The organism is Pseudomonas sp. RGM2987 (assembly GCF_022952855.1).
Taxonomy (GTDB): domain Bacteria; phylum Pseudomonadota; class Gammaproteobacteria; order Pseudomonadales; family Pseudomonadaceae; genus Aquipseudomonas.
The window spans coordinates 63862-84686 of the sequence record NZ_JALJDX010000212.1; the positions used below are offsets into that span (position 1 = coordinate 63862).

Below are 20825 nucleotides of genomic sequence, written 5' to 3' on the forward strand. Positions count from 1 at the left end.
CAATGGATCAACCGGAACGCTTGAGCATCACCCCGCCTTCGTTGCCAAAGGGCGGCGGTGCCATCCAGAGCATCGGCAAAGGCTGGGGCGAAGTGGGCTCCACCGGCAAGGCCTCCTTCGACCTGCCGCTGCCGATCTCTCCAGGACGCGGTTTCGCCCCTGCCTTGCAGCTCGGCTACGGCAGCAGCGTTGGCAACAGCCTGTTCGGGATTGGCTGGCTGCTGTCGCTGGGCTGCGTGGCACGGCGGACAAGCAAGGGGGTACCGGCCTACACCGACGACGATGTCATATTGGGCCCGGACGGCATGGTCTGGATGCCGGAGCGCGACGCTGACGCACAGATCATTCGCCGGCCTGTCGAAACCTATCAAGGTCTGGACCTGGGTACGGTCTATCAGGTAGCGCGCTATTTTCCACGCATCGAGGGAGCCTTCGAACGTATCGAACACTGGCGTTCAGCGGATGACTACCCGGGGTTCTGGTTGATTCACGGGGCCGACGGCAGCCTGCATTTGTACGGCTTCAACGCTTCGTCACGCAGCACCGACCTCGAAGACGCCCGGCGTGTCGGCGAGTGGCTACTGGAAGAAAGCCTCAACGCCCATGGCGAACATATCCTCTATGAATACGCGGGCGAAGACCATGCCGGCATGCCCGCCGATACGCCCCGCGACTTTCGCGCCCAGTGTTACCTGAGCCGAGTGCGCTATGGCAATGCCGAGGCCAACGCGCACCTTTATCACTGGGCGCCAAACGAACTTGAGCAAGCCCGGTGGCACTTCGATCTGATCTTCGATTACGGCGAACGCGACACCGACCTGACGGACATTCCTGCGTACGAGCCGACGGGTGAGTGGCCGGTGCGCAGCGATCCTTTCGCCACCTACGGCTATGGCTTCCTGTTGGGCAACCTGCGTCTGTGCCGGCAAGTGCTGATGTTCCACCAGTTCGCCGAACTGGGTAGCGCCCCCCTGCTGGTACAACGGCTGCTGTTTGAGTACCACACCACGGACCTGGGCTACAGCCTGTTGTCCGCCGCGCACCAGCAAGGCTATGACGAACGGGGGCGAATCGAGTCGCGCCCACCGGTGGCGTTCAGCTATTCGGCGTTTGCGACTGAAGACACTGAGTATCGGCAATTCGAAGCCATGCCCGGCCTCAACGACGGCCAGCAATACCAACTGGTCGACCTGTATGGCGAAGGCATGCCCGGTGTGCTTTATCGCAGTGACAAGGCTTGGTATTACCGCGAGCCGCTGCGCACGCAGGCGGCACGAACACCCGATGAAGTGAGCTACGACGCCTGGAAACGCCTGGATGCCATTCCGGTGATGGACAGCCGTAAACCGGTGCGCCAGTCGTTGATGGACCTCACCGGCGATGGCCGGCTGGACTGGGTCATGGCGCAACCCGGCGTGAGCGGCTTTTTCACCCTCAACCCGGATCGCCACTGGTCGAAGTTCGTCACCTTTGGCGCCTTTCCCGTGGAGTTCTTCCACCCGCAAAGCCAACTGGCCGATCTGATGGGCGGCGGTCTATCCGACCTGGCCTTGATCGGCCCACGCAGCGTGCGCTTGTATGCCAACTGTCGGGATGAAGGCTTTGCGCCGGGCAAGGATGTCACGCACTTCGTCGAAACAGCGCCCGACGATCGTCTACCCCTATTGAGCCAGGCGCAGACTGAATTGGTGGCGTTCAGTGATGTGCTGGGCACGGGTCAGCAGCATCTGGTGCGCATTCGCCACAACGAAATCGTCTGCTGGCCCAACCGCGGTCACGGTCGCTTCGACCCGGGCTTTCGCCTGGGAACCTTGAATTATGCCTACGAAGCGTTTGACGCCTCGCGGGTGTTGCTCGCCGATCTTGACGGCTCCGGTGCGACTGACCTGATCTACCTCACCAGTGAGCACGCCGAGATCTTCATGAACCGCACCGGCATGGGATTTGAGACCGCCCCGCGGATCCTGCCCTGGCCATCGGGCGTGCGTTATGACCGACTGTGCCAGGTCAGCGCCGCCGATCTGCAAGGCCTCGGCTGCTCCAGCCTGGTGCTGACCATACCGCACATGAAGCCCCGACACTGGCGCTGCGATTTTGTCCAGGCCAAGCCTTATCTGCTGCACCGCACGAACAACAATATGGGCGCCGCGGGCGAAGTGATCTACCGCAGCTCGGCCCAGGAATGGCTCGATGAAAAACAGGCGTTGCTGGCGGCGAACCTGGAAGTCGCCAGCTATGTGCCGTTTCCGATGCCAGTGGCCACGCTGCAAACGCAATTGGATGAAATCACCGGCAATCGGCTGACCCAGCGCTTTGTGTACCGCCAGGGCTTCTACGATGGACAGGAACGCGAGTTCCGTGGCTTTGGCCTGGTGTTGCAAACCGACCGCGAAGTCACGGGCGACGCACGGCGGCAGGCCGGCTTTAGCGCGCCGGTGCTGCGCAAAAGCTGGTTCCATACGGGGCGCGCGCCCGACCTGCCGGGGCTCGATTATGACCATTCGGACAACGCGGCAGTGCCTCTGGGCAGTGCTCTGCTGCTGGCACCCAAGGTTGACGCAACGGACGAAATCATCAGCGATGCCAATGACGAGACCTGGCACGACATGGCCTATGCCCTGGCAGGCAGGCCGCTACGCGTGGAAGTATTCGGTCCCGAAGATGACCCGTTGCACGCCAGACCCTATTCGGTACAGCAATCTCGATATGCCGCGCGCCTGTTGCAACTGCGCGACGGACACCAGCCGTATTGCAGGATGCAGCCGCTGGAACTGGAATCGATCATTTACACCTACGAGCGTCAACCTGACGATCCGCTGTGCCAGCACCACATCAACCTGGCCTGGGATCCCTATGGCGGGTTGATCCATGACGTGACGGTCTACTATGCCCGGCGCAAGGGTATCAATGACGAGCCGCCGTTCAGCGAAGCCCATGAACAAACCTGGTGGCGTGCCGCCCACGATGACGCGCAGCGCTTTTACTACCTGGATGAACACCGAGCGCAGTTCATTCACCTGGATGATCCACAAGCCGTTCGCCGGGGCCTGCCCTACCTGTCCCGTGGCAACGTTCTGGTTTTGCCAAAGGCAGCGTTGCGGCCGGAGGATATTACCTTTGAGGGCCTGCTCGACCGCCTCAATGCACCGCCCGCCGACGACTGGCAGCGTGTACTGAGCAAACTCTCCGAACAGCGATATCAGCAGGCCGGCCAAACCCTGCCGGCGGGCCAGGCCAGCTTCGAGGCACTGGTCGACTACCTTGAATCCGCCGAACTGGATGAGACGGCGCTCCAGGCGTATGCGTCAGTGCTCAGCCCCGAGGAGCTGGCGGACAAACTCCCCACACTCGGTTACCGCGCCATGGTCGCCGCGCTGCCGGCAGAACCGGACCGGGTTTTGTGGTCGACGCGCAAGGGCTTCATGACCTACGCCGCACTGGAGGGGTTTTACCAACTGACCCGCGCCCGGCCCACAGAAAGCCAGGGACCGACGGACATTGTTTTCGATCCCTATTATTGCCTGCCACTCAGCGTCACCACGGCTGACGGATGCAGCACCCACGTAACCGAAGCCGACTACCGGTTCCTACTGCCCCGGCGCATCGTCGATCCGAACCGGAACATCCAGGAGGCTTGCTTTGACGGCTTTGGTGAACTGTTGGCCAGCAGCTTCCATGGTACTGAGCGCGGCGTCGAGGTCGGGTTCGACCCGATAGACGAGTACCAGCCGGTTGTCCGCTTGCCCGCCGAAGCCATTGCCGACCCCGACGCCGCCCTGCAAGGCGCAGCCAGCGCCTGCTTTCGCGATGCCTTCAGTTGGATGCAGCGCCGTGAGCCGGTCCACGCCGCCGTCTTGCAAGCCGACCGCTATCCACAACCGCCGGACAACCCCGGACGCAAGATCCGTATCGCCGTGCAGTGCTGGGATGGCTTTGGCCGCAGCCTGCAGAGCAAACAAAAGGTCGAGCCGGGCATGGCCTATCAGATCGCGGAGGACGGTAGCCTGGTGCTTGACGACGACCAACCGGTGAGCGCACCGGCCACCGAGCGTTGGCGGGTCAGTGAACGGGTCGAATACAACAACAAAGGGCTGGCGGTGCGGGTCTACCGGCCGTACTTCGCCGACGGCCATCGCTACATCAACGACGAATCGTTTCGCCGCTTCGGCCATTGCGACCAGCAGTTCTACGACCCACTCGGGCGCCCGACGCTGACGGTTACGGCGATGGGTTATTGGCGGCGTCAGCGGTATTTGGGGTGGTATGGCATTGCCGAGGATGAGAACGATACGTTGTTTGACAGAGGACTGGGCGATGAGTGAGGGTATTCATACCCACACACCGACACTGGCGGTCGTTGACCCCCGTGGGCTGGCAGTTCGGGCGGTTGCTTATTGTCGTTCCGTCGAGACGGCACGGCCCGAAGAACGGGTCAACCGCAGTGCCTATGACGCAATGGGGCGCCTGATCGAGCAGTGGGATCCCAGGCTGTGGGCACTCCGAGCAGAAGATGCCGCCACACCGGCTAACCTGATCAATCGCTATTCACTGTCCGGGAAAGTGTTGGGTTCGATCAGTGTCGATGCGGGTGAGCGAATCAGTTTGTTCGGTGATGGGGATCAACTCATTCAAACGTGGGACAGTCGCGGTAGTGAGCGGCGGGTCGAATACGACGCTCTGTTGCGGCCGGTGGCGATCTTCGAGCAGGCTGAGAGCGAAGTCGCCCGCTGCACCGAACGGTATGAATACGCGGATGCCAGTGCCGATTTCGCCACCCACAATCAATGCGGGCAAGTGATCCGACACGATGATCCTGCGGGCACCCAGACGTTGGACGAGTATGCGCTGAGCGGGGGCGTGCTCAAGCAGACCCGGCGCTTTTTGCGCTCGCTGGAAATGCCGGATTGGCCGCATGGGTTGCCGGAGCGCGATGTACTGCTGGAACCTTCGGAGCAGGCGGCGACCAGCACAACCCGCTTCAACCCGCTGGGCGATGTGCTGGAACAGGTGGATGCCAAGGGCAATCGGCAACTGTTCGATTACACCGTTGATGGCCTGTTGCTCGCGAGCCATCTGCAACTGAGCGGTCAGGCCGCGTCCCAGACACTGGTCAGTGATATCGCCTACAACGCCTACAGTCAGGTCGAACAGGAAACGGCCGGTAACGGCGTTGTCAGCACCCTCACCTACCGGGCCGAGGACGGACGTCTCCTGCGGCTGTATGCCGAGCGCGACGCCGATACCCCTCTGCAGGATCTTCGCTATGCCTACGACCCGGTGGGCAATATGCTGAGTATCGAAGATGCAGCCCTGCCCATTCGCTACTTCGCCAACCAGCGGGTGGAACCGATCAACCGTTATGACCATGACACCCTCTATCAGTTGATCAAGGCGACCGGCTGGGAAACCGGGAGCGTCAGCCGAGGGCCGCAATTCGACCGCTTCCCAGATCCGGGCGCAGTTGCCAACTATCAGCAAACTTACCATTACGACGCAGGTGGCAACCTGCTGGAACTGGTCCACATCGGCCCGCAAAGCCATAGCCGCAAACTGACGGCCGCCCGCTACAGCAACCGTTGCCTGCCTGACCTGGATGACCGGCCACCGACCGAAGAGGAAATTGCCACCGCGTTCGATGGCAACGGCAACCTGCTGGAACTGCAACCGGGGCAAGTCATGAGTTGGGACCTGCGCAATCAGTTGCGCGAGGTGCGCCCGGTCGAACGTGAAAGCGGTGACGATGATCGCGAACTGTATTTCTACGGCGGCGATGGAATGCGGCGACGCAAAGTCCGCTGCAGCCAAACCAATGCCCGTACGCTGATCACGGAGGTCCGCTATTTGCCAGGCCTGGAAATCCGCACCCGTGAAGGTACGGGCGAAGTGTTGCAGGTGATCTGCGTGCAGGCCGGACGCAGTGTCATGCAGGTGCTGCACTGGGAAACCGCTCCACCCTTCGGCATGAGCAACGATCAGTATCGCTACAACCTGACCGACCATCTGGGCTCCAGCAGCCTGGAGTTGGACAGCGATGCCGACGTGATCAGCAGGGAAATCTATCATCCCTATGGCGGTACGGCCTGGTTTGCCGGGCGAAGTGAGATAGAGGCCAGTTACAAGACGGTGCGTTATTCAGGGAAAGAGCGGGATGCGACGGGGCTTTATTATTATGGGTTCAGGTATTACGCGAGTTGGTTGCAACGGTGGATAAACCCAGATCCGCTGGGGAGTGTGGACGGTTTGAATTTATTTTGTTTTGTCTCGAATTCACCCGTGAGCTTTATTGATCAGCAAGGGGGCGTGAAATTTCCAGCAGCGTTGATATCTTCGGATTCAATTCGAGATCTTGTTAATGAAGGCCGGTATCCCGAGGCTCTGTCCAGAGCTCGCGCTGAATCTGTCCCTGATGCTGCGGTTGTCAATGCGTGGGTTCATTCTCTTATCCCCGTGGTTGATATGACGTCTATGACCGTGTTCCAGTCCAGGGGCAATAATACAATTTATCAGGCTGACTCAGACGTGGAAGGGGTGCGGTTTTTCATCAAGAAAATGCAATCGCCAAAAGAATCCCAAAGTGAGGCGTTTGCTTATGAGGTGAGCGAGAGGCTTGGCTTTCATTTTGTACCACCCACCCAGTCCAAAGCGAAGTCTATGATTCAACAGAGAGTCATGAATATCAAAACAAATACTCAAGAACGGAAGATGCTGCCTGAGGCGGCTAAGCTTTTCTATTTCCTGATCAATGAATTTGATGATAATTCGGGAAACCAACTATGGGACGCTCATGAAAATGTTTATTTGATTGATCATGAGGCCGCATTTTCTGAGCAAAAAAACGCGGCATTCAACCTACGGACCATCAATCTGGCAAACATTTTCGATGCGGAGCGCTGGGAGAAATTTAATAGCGTCAGCGTTAAGGAGTGGAAAAGCTTGATTGCTGAGAAATACTCAACCTTGTCAAAGGGTGAGGCTAACGCTTTTCTGCGAAGGATTGCAGACACGCAAGCGGCGGTACAGCGAAAAATTGACCGTGGTGAGTTGAGTTTTGGAATAAAACGCAATTTTCTACAGCGAACGTTTGGAAGCAAAGCCGCATAGTGCGCGAGATAAGTTATACCGAACGGTCTATAGCCTTTGCGAGCGATGAACCCACCGCGCCGCCAGCGCCTTGGCCTGACTCGCCACATCCCCCGCAGCGGCGGGCCCACGGCGAAAAGGCGTTCGGCGGGCTCGCCTCGGGGCGATTGGACTGGTCTCTGGCATTACCCAGGATAATTTGCAAACCGGGGGTCAATTTTGATGTCTACGTGGGCAAGGACGCTTTCTAATGGCCCGCCGCAATCTATCTGATTCCGTCGATGTCGCCTGGCTCTACTCCGATCCCCAGTCAGCGCATGACCAAGCGTCTCACCGGCCAGCGCGAGATATCACGTCTTGTAAAAGATGTTCAGTCTACGCCATTAATGGCTCGTCAATCCGGCCCGGTAAATACCAGTCCGGCAATATCGAACAGGTCAATTTCAAGCCGAAATAACCGCTTTTGCCCAAGTCGCAAGTGATCGACCAATGTACGGACTGGCCTTCCACAAGCGGCTGTGGCGTTCCCAGCGGTGGAACAAACTTCAGGCCAAGCGCTTCGGCCTCCGACTGGTTTTCGAGCAAAACGCTGGTTCCCATCAACGGGCTGGCGCTTTTGACGTCAAGCGCCAGGGTGTAGGACGTACCGCCCAACAACGCGAGCTCACCCTTGGCCAGATCAACCTTTTCTCCTTCCAGATAAAGCTCGCACACCTGTGCCCAGGCATCGTCCTGCCATGCGGTTACCTCAAACGGCTGGGTTATTTCTATGCCCTGATTCTCGCTGGTCAAATCGGCCAGGACGGTATGTTCTCCCGCAGTGCCTGGCGTGTAGAGATAGTGGGCCCAGCCATCCGGGCCGGTAATGCTCATCGCCAGAATGGCCTGCTCACCCATAACGCGCCACTCCACCTCTACCCCATCGACCGCCTCCCCGGTAACACCGGACACGGCCTGAACCCGCAACAGCACGCTCTCGTGGTTGCTCAGCACCGGCTGAGCGAGCACCGGGCCGGCGTCGCCGATGCCGTATCGGGCATCGACCACTTCAAATGTGCGCGGCTCGCTCCAGGAGGAACTGTCGCCGTCGTCGGTCTGCTGCACCTGAATGGTGTATTGGCCCACGTCCCATGGCTCCTGGGCGGCCCAGCGCCAGGACGTGACACCATTGAGGGTGTCAATCAGGTTCTCGGGGTCATCCTCATGGCGCAGCAGTATCTGCCCCCGGGTTTCACCCTGGCCTCTGATCGTGGGTTTGCGCGGGTTGAAACTGCCCGGCGTGGGTGCATCAATCTGCGGTGTTTGCGGCGGTTCTTTTACCGTGAAGCGATGAGGCTCACTCCAGTCCGACTCGGGGCCATGTTCCTTCTGTTTGACCTCAAGGGCATTCGCTCCAGGCACCAAGGGCGTCGTGACCACGAACTCGAACACGCCCTCAGCGCTCGCCGTGTCCGAATGTAATGTCTGCCCACCCTCATGCCGCACTGTCATCAGCGCCAAGGACCGACCGGTAACCCTGATAAGCGGGCGCGTTGAGGTTTTGGCCCCTGGTTGCGGCAGTTCGAAGTGGGGCGCTTCAGGCTGATCCCCCACTTCTACGTCGAAGAGGCATTCGTCGCTGGGATCGGACGCCACATCGTTCACGGTCTGTACGGCCTTGACCCGGTGGGGCCCTGGTGTCCAGTCAGGCGTCGGCGTGAAGAGACTGGTATGGCCGGTGGTGGCGAAGGTGCCGGCTATTTCGGCGCCTGCCTCAGTGAGCATCTGCAGAGTGACGGTGCCGGAATAGACGCCGGTGATGGTCAGCACCTGGGTGGCTGGGGTCGGGTTGGGTGGCGCGGTGATCGCAGGCTTCGGTGGTTTGACCGTAAAGGTTTTATTATCTGACCAGTCTGAACCCTGCCCGGTGACCGGCCCAGTCTGTTTTGCCGTGATGGTGTAAGTGTCGGGTACCCACGGTGCGTCGGCGGGAGCCGACCAGGTGCCGTCTGGTTGCACGGTCGCGGTCAACTTATTACCACCGGCTCCTCCAGGAAACCGGATTTCAACGGTGGCGCCCTCAAGCCCGCCTGTTCCACTGGCGGTGGGTCTGCCGTCGGGAGAGACGGTTACGTCAGAGATGACCGGCTTGAACAGCACCGCAAAGTTGATAACGTCTGCCCAGTCGGATGTCATACCGTTCAGGGTCTGCGACGCTGCCATGGTGAAGGGGTCGGCCATTGGCAAGGGTTGTGTCAGCGTGGCCGTCCACGTGCTATCGGTCTTAACGGTATCGGTCCCGATGATCACACCACCGACACCGTGCTCATAGAGTTTGACCGTGGCGCCGGTGACACCTGTTCCGCTTATTGTTGGTTTATCTGTCCTCACAACCATAGGATTGGTCATCGCCGGCTTTGGCGGCTTCACTGCCAGGGTAGCCAGATCGCTGGGATCGGACTCCACACCGTTTACGGTCTGCACGACCTTGACCTTTTGGGTGCCCACTGCCCAATTTGTCGTCGGCGTGAAGGTGCGGCTGGTCCCGCTGGTGCTGAAGGTGCCGGGTATCTCGGCGCCTGCCTCGGTGAGCATCTGCAGGGTGACGGTGCCGGAATAAATGTTGGTGATGGTCAGCACCTGATTGGTTGGAACCGGGGTGGGCAGAGCGGTGATCGCCGGCTTCGGTGGTTTGACCGTAAAGGTTTTGTTATCTGACCAGTCTGAACTCTGCTGGGTGACCCGCCCAATCTGTTTGGCCGTGATGGTGTGGGTATTGGGGGGCCAGGGATCGTCGGCAAGAACCGACCAACTGCCGTTTGGTTGAACGGTCGCCGTTAACTGAGTACCGTCGGCTCCTCCTTGAAACCGGATGTCAATGGTGGCGCCCTCAAGCCCACCTGTTCCGCTGACGGTGGGTCTGCCGTCAGGAGAAATGGATACGTCAGAGATGACCGGCTTGAACAGGACCGCGAAGGGTGTGGGGGCCGTCCATTCGGATTTCATACCGTTCAAGGTCTGCGCAGCGGTCATTGTAAAGGGATCGGCCATCCGCAGCGGCTGTGTCAGCGTGACTGCCCACGTGTTATCGGTCTTCACGGTGTCGGTCCCGAGAATCACAGCAGGGACATTGTGCTCATAGAGTTGGACCGTGGCGCCGGCGACACCTGTTCCGCTTATTGTTGGTTTATCTGTCTTTACAACCAGAGGATTGGTTATCACCGGCTTCGGCGGCCTCACCGCCAGGGTAACCAGATCGCTGGGATCGGACTCCACACCGTTTACGGTCTGGACGACCTTGACCTTTTGGGTGCCCACTGCCCAGTTTGTCGTCGGCGTGAAGGTGCGGCTAGTCCCGCTGGCGCTGAAGGTGCCGGGGATCTCTGCGCCTGCTTCGGTGAGCATCTTCAGGGTGACGGTGCCGGAGAGGACGCCGGTGATGGTCAGCACCTGGTTGGCTGCGGCCGGGTTGGGTGGCGCGGTGATTGCCGGCTTCGATGGTTTCACCGCCAGGGTAGTCAGATTGCTGGGATCGGACGACACACCGTTCACGGTCTGGACGACCTTGACCTTTTGAGTGCCCACTGCCCAGTTTGTCGTCGGCGTGAAGGTGCGGCTAGTCCCGCTGGCGCTGAAGGTGCCGGGGATCTCTGCGCCTGCTTCGGTGAGCATCTTCAGGGTGACGGTGCCGGAGAGGACGCCGGTGATGGTCAGCACCTGGTTGGCTGCGGCCGGGTTGGGTGGCGCGGTGATCGCAGGCTTTGGAGGCTTGATCGTAAAGGTTTTGCCATCTGCCCAGTCTGAACTCTGTTGTGTGACCTTCCCAATCTGTCTAGCCGTAATGCTGTATGTGCCCGGGGGCCACGCTGCGTTGGCAGCAACCGACCAGTTGCCAAGCGAATTAACGGTAGTCCTCAACTGAGCACCGCCTCCTCCTCCTTGATGCCAGATTTCAAGTGTGGCGTCTTTAAGCCCCCCTGTTCCCCTGACGGTGGGTTTGCCGTCGGAGGAAACGGTTACGGCAGAAATGACCGGCTTGAACAGCACCGCGAAGGGGGTGGGGACCGCCCAGTTGGATGTCACACCGTTCACAGTCTGCGAAGCGGTCATTGTGAAGGGGTCGGCCATCCACAACGGCTCTGTCAGCCGGGCCGCCCACTGATTGCCCAGAACGGCTCCTGTCCCGAAGAGTATGGTTCCGGCCCCGGCCTGATACAGTTTGACAGAGGCAAGGTTGGCACCTGTTCCGCGCAGTGTTGGTAGCGCTGTCCATATCACCCCTGGGTTGGTAATCGTAGGGGGAGCGAGGGAAAATTCCAATGTCCATATTACCGACGCCCAAGGATCAGGGAGGTTAGCTAGATCGAATATATATTCAAATATTATAATCGCTGTCCTGGAGTTGCTAAATACAGCTCCGCCTGCACTAATTGGATGCCACTTACCGTCTTGAATGGCATTGTCATTACTAATCTCTTCCCCTCCCCAAAAAGTACTCGAGGCAAACCCAAAGATAATGTTTCCGCTCGTTCTTCCAATGTTTTTGACTCTGTATTGTAATGTATTGCAATAAAATACGGTGCCGGGCCCGTTCCATGAGTACTCCACTTCAAGGTTTGCCCAGAGACCGAGAAGTCGGTGCTCTACGTCCATTACCACTTTTGTAAGTGGATATATACCTTCTTCTTCAGGATCGAAAATAATAGGAATATCTGTCGGTGCTTCAATAAATCCTTTTTTTTTGAAGACGTTGGGAGCCGGTGTGTCTTCCGGTACTTCGCCATATTCATATTTTTTAACGAAATCATCAGTGGCCATTACCGGCTCCTTAATTTTTTGTCGGGATAGCGGTAGTCGGCGGTCTCGCCAAAAGATCTGCCAGTTCGCTCCGCCTGTCATGTCGCTGATCATTCAGTACCGGACATGTTGCTCATGGCCTGCGAGGCCGTCCACTGTCAAAAATTACAGTTTTTTAGAGAGATTCCTAATACAGACGGGCACTTTAAGTTATAAGCGCTAAATGAGCGTGGAGGTCGGTGGTTATACCCTGAATAACGCTCCTCTATGCAGAATCCCTCTAAAGCACTGTCATTTTCTACAGTAGACGCCCCAGCAAGTCGCGAACACCATCCTCAACAACGAACGCTGCCATTCACTGGCTTGCCTGGATACTCCGTTACCCCCCGCCCCAATGAGGCAGGAGACGCGTCGATATGGAAAACAACTCGCTGATGAACGCGCTTGTCCAGGCCGACGACTCACCGAAAAAAAAACGCGTCGATTTCGCGACAGCCATGCAGAAAATGGGCTTCACCTCGGTCTTCGACATCGTTCGCCTGCCCAAACCGGCGTTCGCCAGGCAGCTTGCCAGGCACAGCGATGCCGACGCCGGGCTGGCGTACGACAATGCCATGGGATACGCGGCGCTGATTGCGCGCCTGTACCGTGAGTACAAGACCTCATCCGGTACTTTCCAGCCATTGGCCGAGCGTAGCGGTATTCGGGCTCTGGTTCCGCTGGGGCCCACTTATCCTAATTTGTTCGAGGAAAACTGGGACGAGTTCTGCGAGGTCGGGGCCATTGCCGCCATTGATTCGCCAGTGGCTTACCTGAGCGCGTTACGGGTATTTATCCAGCAACTGGAGGCTACCAGTCCGGCCTCCGAACGGATCCTGCTGGACAGGCGTCGCCCCGACCTGAAGGAACTTTTGATCACCCAGGAAAGCACCTTCACGCCTAGGCCGATGCTGGAAATCGTCAACGCTGTGCTGGGCAGTCACCTTCACTCATACCTGGACGGCCTACCGGCAGACAAAACCAAGCCCATTCAGCAGGTGCTGGCCGAACGCCGCTTTCCCTTCGAACTGCCCTACAATTTCTACCATCATCAATGCCAACTGGGTCTATCCGAAAACAAACCCAGGCTGGGGGAACTGAATTACCAGGCCAGTCTGTTGTTGCCCATCGGACAGAATGCCACCAACCCGTATGGCGAAGTGCAAACGCCGGTGCTGCAAGCGCAGCGGCTATTGTCAGGGCTGAGCCCACAGCAGCAGGCGCTATTGGTCGAGCCCTCGGTATTCAGCAACTTTTACCTGACGCGAGGTGATTTGACAGAGGGCTGGAAAAGCCCGGGCAGCACTTACCTCTGCCCCCACACGCCGTTGGGGACCTGCTTTCTACTACCGCTGGAGCAAGCGGATGTCGGCATTGTTGAGCCGGTGGCAAATATCCCCCAAGCAAGCACCAGTAGCGGGAAAAACCTTGCCCCTGTGACCTTTCGCAAGCCGGCGCAAACCCAAGTCGTGACGTTGGCGCTGAACTCCTCCGCGCCTGGCAGCGGCGGTAGGTGGTTTCTTAATTATGTCCACAACGCAGGAGCGGCAACCCACGTTTCATTCATCAAGTCCGATGCGCCGCTCGCGGAGCCAGTGGAGGGTGAGACGGGCTACACCGCCACATTCGATCTGATCACCGCCGCCGGTCCTGTTGCCGAACCCGTGAACCTGGCCAAGCAATCTTTCACCCTTACGTTGGACGAGCAGTACGCCCTGACCACAGTGGAGCAAGCCTTCTTCAAACAGTCCTATGGTTTCGCTGTATCAGAGGACTCGACCCTGTCGCACATGACTGATCTGAACGACTTCATGCAACGCACCGGCCTCAATGCCGAGCAGGTGGAAATGCTCCTTTGTCAGCGCAGGTATGCGGTGCGATTGTCACCGAACTGCCCGAGCAAAAACTTGCAAAACGCCGGTGTTGCGATCCCGGACATTACCGGCAAAGTTTCGCCGTTCCCCCATGCGTCCCAGTACGGCGCCTGCTACGTCAACGGCACTGGCGCCGCCAGGGAGTGGTATGCCGTCGACAACCCTCCCGAGCCTGAGTCGATCATCCGTGATCAGTTCGATAATTCCATGGGCCTGGAGCAAGAGACCTTGGGCGATACAAAATACTGGTGCCTGACCAAAACTTCGCTCAATCGCCTTGATCGCCTGCAACGGATGATCCGGCTGCAACGCTGGAGCGAGATTCCCTTCCCGAAACTGGACACCCTGATCCTCTGCGCGATCCGGGCCGAGGGCGACACCAACCTGGGGATGGAACTCAACGAAAACTCCCTGCGCGCCCTGGGGGTTTATCGCCACTTGAACCAGCATTACGGCATTGATCCCCGGGAGTTCGCCGCACTGATGCACGACCTCACGCCCTATGCCAGCGGCAAGGACGAGGTGCCGCTGTTCGACCAGGTGTTCAACCGGTTGCAGTTGTTCGACACGCCGCTGATCCTTGATCAAACATCTCTCGATTTGAGTAGCGCGACGCCTGCCACTCAGAAAACCCTGCTGCAACTGTGTGCCGGCCTGGGTGTACAGCCGACCGAGGACGGCTTGCTGTTGATCGCCGGGCAGACCCAGCGATACCTGGGGGGGCTCAAGCGTGACTTGCCCACCGTCTCGTCACTCTATCGCCAGGCCCGGATCGCCCGGTTGTTCGGTTATTCGGTGGCCGATCTGCTGACGTTGACAGGACTGCTCGGCGGTCAACGCTACAAAACGGCACTGGCCAGCGGTCGCCTGAGCCCACGAACAGCCGCTGGCGTACCCGATGTCCTCGATGTACTGATGCAACTGGACTGGGCCGTCCGTTGGCTCAAGGACAGTCAACAGACGGTGGCGCAATTGCAGCAGCGATTGGGGCCAAACGTGCCCCTTGCGGTTGGCGGCGACCCCGAGGCTGATCAGCGAGTAAGGGCGTTTGAGTTCGCGCCGCTGTCCGATGACCTGCTCCAGCGTCTGCTGAAATTGCACGAAGATGCCGAGCTGAGTGTGGTGACCCAGGAGCAGGTCTCCGCGCTGGGCCTGCCCACCCATGATGAGCAGCCCACACCGATTGAACTCGACTGGTTTGAGTTATTGGTCAACGCCTCGCTGCTGGATGAGAACGGCTTGCTGCCTGGGCTCGATCGTCCGTTGAGCCTGGTCGATGACCCGGTCACCTGGCTCACGACCGACGTCGACGACTTGCTCGCAGCTTTGACCCTGAGCGCGGCGGTTAAACAAACCTGCGCGCAGAAGCTCGTGGAATTATTGCTGGGGGCCTGCAACCGGCAAATCCAGTTGCTCGAAGGACTTTTCCAGGAAACGGCGAAGCTGCCTCCGGATCGTTGCGTCGCGGTTATTCACTGGGCCCATTCCTCGGTCTACAGCCTGCTCGTCGCGGCACTCGAAAATGGCACGAGCCCTGAAATGGTCGGGCATTTCCAGCGCCTGTTGCAGCATGCCGAGATCGTCGTGCAACTACGGTTGAGTAACAGCGCCTTGCGCGTGTTTCTGGTCAATCCGGCCTGGTTGGTTGGCGATCAATACCCAGTGAGCAACAGTGAGCCCTCGCTCGCCGAGCTCTATCTGTTTGAACGCTTCAGCCATTGGTTCCAGGCCCAGAGCCAATCGGAAGACAGCCTGCTGAGCTACTTCAGCCTCGCCAACCCGGCCCCGCCCAAACTGAAAAACAAGGCACTGCGCCAGAGGGTCAGCGAGACGGCCAACAGCGCCTTGGCCCGGCTGCTGGAGTGGCCGGAAGCAGAGATTACCGTCCTGACCGACCTCCTGACCGACAAACGTGCCCGGTCAATGGCGCAGGTGGACTGGGTGCGCCGTTGCCTGGTGAGCTGCCAGGCCAGCGGGCTATCGGCCAAAGCGCTGCTGCAAGCCACGGCGTTGAATGAACAAAGCAGCCTGGAGACGTGGAAAGCCGTCGGTGATGCGGTCATGGCTGCCAGCTCCGTCTCTGATTCATCAGGTGCCCGTGTTGTTTGAGGAACGATCATGACGACTGCCTTCGATGCTCCACTGAACGAGTCCTTTCGTGACGCGATGCTCGCGCTGTATTTGCATGAGGCGGTGCCCAACGATGAGTACCTGATCGAGCAGGGACTGGCCGACCGGATCAAGACCGCCGAGGACCTGTATGAGTTCTGGTTGCTGGATGTACTGGTCAGCCAGGATGTGCCGACCAGCCCGGTGGCCTGTGCCATTGCCAGCCTGCAGCAACTGGTCAACGGGATGATGCTGAACATGGAGCCCGGATACAGCGACGACAGCTTCACGGTCGGGCAGACCGAGGCCTGGCGCGCTGGTCTGAACCGCTACCCGATCTGGGCGGCTATCCAGCAGTTGCATCATTTCCCGGACATCTATCTGGACCCGACCCTGCGCCTGACCAAGACCGACAGTTTCGAGCAACTGGAAAACGACATCAACCAGGCGCAGATCCAACCCGACACGGTGCAATCGGCAGTGTTGGCCTACCTGGCACGTTTCGAGGAAATCGCTAATCTGAAGGTCTGCAATGGCTATATCGACGGCGAAGACTTTGCCAACAGCACTTATTATTTCATCGGTAAATCCCCCGCCGAAAACGTTTATTACTGGCGCTCGCTGGATATGTCCCAACGCCCGGTGAGGCAGCCAGGTGTTGTTCCTGAAAAATACGACAAGCCCCTGCCCAATGCCTGGACGGATTGGAAAAAAGCCAATGTACCAATTTCCGAAAAGGCCCTGGAACACACGATCCGGCCATGTTGGTTCAATAACCGCCTGTTTGTGAGCTGGGCCGAGGTGGAGTACCAGGATCCGGATGTGATTGCGCCTGAAGGGAAAGCCGATATGGCGGTCAAGATTCGGCCACGGTTCTGTTTGTACGTCAGCTATAAGAAATACGATGACAACTGGAGCGCGCCGCGGGTCTATATCGACAGTTATTGCCAAACGCCCGCTCTGATCGCCAGGACGCCGGAAGAAATCGAAAGCGAAACCCAGACCATCGCGGTGTATGACCACTCGACGTCACCTGAAAGCATGGTGCTTATGTTGTTTTCGAACTACCAACCCGATGACACGGATTCTACAGGCGACAAGGACACGTACGATTTTCTCAGAACCGTGCGAATCGACAAAAACTTCAATGTGACGCCGTTGTTCCCTTCATTCGGGGTTGTGCCTAACGTCAAACCGGGCTTGATGTCACTGGCGCAAGAAAGTGGGGACGATAGCAAAGCGCATGTGCTGTATATCGGACATCTCTTTGCCAATGCCAGCCCGAATGTGCGCCAATTTCAATATTGGCTTCCTTCCGGCACCCTTCAGTTCGGCGCGGTAACGCCTTATACCCCAGGAGAAGAAAAAGACACTTGGGATTTTGGTGGCTGGCAATCGAGGATCAAGGAAAGCCGGAAAGATATCGATGTCACCTACAATCGGAGCAGTTCCAATATAGAACTGACGGTCAGGCTGACGGAAAGTTTTAAGGGGGTCAATACGGTTGTCGTGTCCTTTCGCGAAAAGAAAGGAAGGGGCGAGCTTTTAAGACTTACGTTGGTGTATAGCGAGTCGGATCAGTCGCCACGTGGGACGCTTGCACTGCTTGACGGATCTACCCTGGAAGCCATCGGGACCGATTTCATGGCGGCGGTGCCGACCACTTATGAGTTTGACTTCAAGGACGGAAGGCACATCGGGTTCATTTGCGACACCGATCTAGATAATCACTTTACAGCCCCCTCCATACCACAGGGTGGTTCCGCTCCCCTGGCGGGGAAACGGCTATCCTGGCCATTCTTCAACAAGTCTATTCTTGGATTCAACCATTTCGATTTCTCAATGTTGCACACGGATTTCTATTTATGGAAAACGACCGGGGGCTCTGATGAGAGACTGAAACTTAACTACACATCCAGAGGGGCAGTCTGGCCATACGGCTTCCAACTGTTCATCGCACACCCGATCGACGTCCAGTCCGACGAACTACCTGAAACATTCGCAGGAATGCGCGCACTGTATAACACCGGCACCGTCTACAGCTTGCCCAAGGATTCCACACTCACCTACTCATTCTCGATCGACCAAACTACCCACCAACCTGATGGCTGGCCGGTGGATTGGCCTGCTGGCCCGGAAAATCTCGAGATTGCGCTCATTTACGGTGTGTTGGTCTTTGATGGGCGTTCCTCTCCTTGGACCCTCAAAGGCGGAGCGCTCAACGCCTTGACTATCGGTTGGGGAGAAGCGGTTGAAGCAGAGCCACAAGTTGCTCCGAGTATCAATAACCTGGATGACAGCCCTTCGCTGGGTAACGCGCAATTTATTGACTTCACGGGTTCAAGCATCGCCATGAGCGATGGGCTGGAATCACCGGCGGTAAGTCGGGCCCCTATTCGCATGAACACTGTCTTCGCCAGGGAGCTGATCCAACTCGCGGAGACAGGCATGGAGCCTCTACTGAGGTGGGAAACCCAGACGCACCGGATAGAGCCGCCGATTCCCAACGATCTTGGCAGCGAGCCGATGGACTTCGCGGGCGCGTACTACCTGTATTTCCTCGAACTGTTCCTTTACCTGCCATGGCTGGTAGCTCACCGCTTGAACGAAGAACAACAGTACGACGAGGCCAAACATTGGCTGTCTTATGTGTTTGACCCCATGCGCCAGAGTGTCGACCCGGGACATCCCGGCTATTGGCAGGCAGTGCCGTTGGAGACCCCCGTATGGCCCGCCCCGGCAGATCCCAGCCAGGCGATTCTTTACCCGGACGATCCACACCAGATTGCCCTGGGTTTCCCGGTGCACTTTCGCAAAGCCCTGTACGGACTTTACATCGATATCGAAGGTAACCAGGCCGACCAGGCTTATCGAGAGTTGACGCCGGACGGGCTGGCGGACGCCAAACTGCGTTATGTGCATATCCTGGATTTATTGGGTAAGCGGCCAGATATCCGGCAGGCGGACGATTGGCAACCGATCACGCTGGACACCTTGAGTGGCGCGACGAATGCGGCGTTGCGTGGGTTCGAACAACAATTGGTCGAGACCCGGCGTCGCCTCCGGGACGATCCACCCTTGCGCATTGGCAAGACCCCGGCCTGGGAGGTCGCCCCGCTGCTGTGCTTGCGGCCCTATGCCGAGGACTCGTCCTTGTCGAGTGCCGATAACCCTTACTTGCGCCGGCCCTTCAACCCCGAACTGATCCAGCGCTGGGAACGGGCCGAAAGCCGCCTGTACAACCTGCGGCATAACCTCGACATGGGCGGTAATGCCTTGAACCTGTCGTTGTTCGCCGCGCCACTGGACCCGCGCGCTTTGCTGACTGCCTGGGGCCAGGGGCTGTCCGGCGCGGCATTTGACCGTCTGCTGAGTCCGCAAATTCCCCATTACCGCTTTAATTTCATGTTCGTCCTTGCGCAGAATGCGGTGGAGAGCGTGATCCAGTTCGGCTCGACGTTGCTGTCGTTGATTGAGCGCAAGGAGCAGGCGCAATACCTGGAGTTGCAACAGCAACAGGCGTGGAATCTGGCAAAGGTGGCCTTGGACATACAAATCCAGGCCGGGAAGATCGATGAGGCGAACAAGAAGGCGTTGCTGGCCAGCCAGGCCGTTATCGCAGGGCGGGTCAGTTATTACGAAAAGTTGCTGAATGATGGCGTGAGCGGCAGGGAAATAGCCGCCGGAGCGGCTTTCTATCTGGGTGGATTGGCCCAGACCGGGGCCTCTATTGTCCAGATGACGGCAGAAAACCTGAAAGGGGCACCGAACATTGTCGGCTTGGCAGTCGGTGGCCAACGCCTCGAGGCTCCGGCTTATGCCGTCGTGGCCGGGCTTCAGGCAGCGTCGACAGCGCTCTATACCGATGGTCAGCTCATGGACCGTATCGAAAGCTACCGCCGCCGCGCTCAGGAATGGACCCAGGCCCGCGACCAGGCAAAGCTCGAAGCCGAGCAGATCAAGGCGCAACTGGCCATGTTTGACGCGCAACACACCGCGACCCAACTGCAACTGCGCCAGGCGCAAACCGCGTTGGACCAGGCCAAGGCCACCCATGACTTTCTGTTGAGCAGCAATCGCTTCAGCAAGTCCCAGACCTATGACTGGCTCAATAGCAAGTTCGCCAGTTTCTATTACAGCGCTTACAACACGGCACAGTCATTGTGTCAGGCGGCCGAATCCTGCTGGCAGTACGAAATGGGCGATTTCACTCGCAGCTATATCCGTCCCGGCGCGTGGAACTCTACTTACCGTGGCCTGGGTGCCGGGGAAGAGCTGAAAATGAGCCTGCTGCAGATGCACCGTGAGTACCTGCAAAACAATAAGCGGGAGCTGGAGATTCGAAAAACCGTGTCGCTGAAGGAGCTGAAGGCCAAGGACCCGAGTTCGACGATCAACAAGACCTGGGAGGAAATCAAAGACGCGCTGAAGGCCAATGGCACCTGTGATTTCGAACTGACGCAAAAGATGTTCGACGACGATTACGCGGGACAGAATCATTACCTGCGACGGATCAAGACCCTCAGCGTGTCCCTGCCTGTCACGGTGGGACCCTATACGGATATCTGCGCCATTATGAACCAGAGCTATAGCAAGGTTGAAATGGCGCCCTCCGTTGGCAACGCCAAGGAAAACCTGCGGGCTCATCAGCAAATCGCGCTTTCACATGGGGTTGATGACAACGGTCAGTTCCAGCTCAACTTTCAGGATGAACGCTACCTGCCGTTCGAGTACACCGGGGCCGTTTCCCGTTGGAGCCTGACCTTCCCCAACCCTGACGCCCAGGAGGCCATGCTTGAGTCCCTCACCGACATCATTATTCATCTCTCCTACACCGCCAGACGTAGCGAAGGCTCAGCGTGAACGAACCATTGAGAAGATCCGTGTCGTGAAAATAGGCATCAACCATTTATCGGCGCTGTCATTTCTGACAGTAGTCGTTAGCGT

The 20825-nt window shown here is 58.3% G+C and carries 5 protein-coding genes; 4 read left to right on the forward strand and 1 reads right to left on the reverse strand.

Translation table 11 applies throughout. The annotated features are described in order from the left end of the window. Positions 1–2: 2 nt before the first annotated feature. Positions 3–4322 carry a SpvB/TcaC N-terminal domain-containing protein gene (locus RGM2987_RS20025; RefSeq protein WP_245144561.1) on the forward strand — a complete coding sequence of 1440 codons (4320 nt, stop codon included), beginning with the start codon at positions 3–5 and terminating at the stop codon, positions 4320–4322. Beyond that, complete coding sequence (locus RGM2987_RS20030) at positions 4315–7101, forward strand: RHS repeat-associated core domain-containing protein (RefSeq protein WP_245144562.1); 2787 nt, start codon at positions 4315–4317, stop codon at positions 7099–7101. Before RGM2987_RS20025 ends, RGM2987_RS20030 begins: the two co-directional genes overlap by 8 nt. 354 nt (positions 7102–7455) lie before the next feature. Here RGM2987_RS20030 and RGM2987_RS20035 read toward each other — a convergent pair whose 3' ends face one another. Beyond that, the gene (locus RGM2987_RS20035) at positions 7456–11877 is read right to left on the reverse strand and encodes a hypothetical protein (RefSeq protein ID WP_245144563.1); all 4422 of its coding nucleotides are present in this window, start codon (positions 11875–11877) and stop codon (positions 7456–7458) included. 395 nt (positions 11878–12272) lie between these two features. On the opposite strand from RGM2987_RS20035, the gene RGM2987_RS20040 reads away from it, so the two are divergent. Both RGM2987_RS20040 and RGM2987_RS20045 read left to right on the forward strand, forming a co-directional pair. Further along, positions 12273–15878, forward strand: coding sequence for a Tc toxin subunit A (locus RGM2987_RS20040; RefSeq protein WP_245144564.1), 3606 nt, complete (start codon positions 12273–12275; stop codon positions 15876–15878). Between the two features lie 9 nt (positions 15879–15887). After that, positions 15888–20741 (forward strand): neuraminidase-like domain-containing protein, encoded by a 4854-nt coding sequence (locus RGM2987_RS20045; protein ID WP_245144565.1) that lies wholly within the window; start codon positions 15888–15890, stop codon positions 20739–20741. Positions 20742–20825 lie beyond the last annotated feature (84 nt).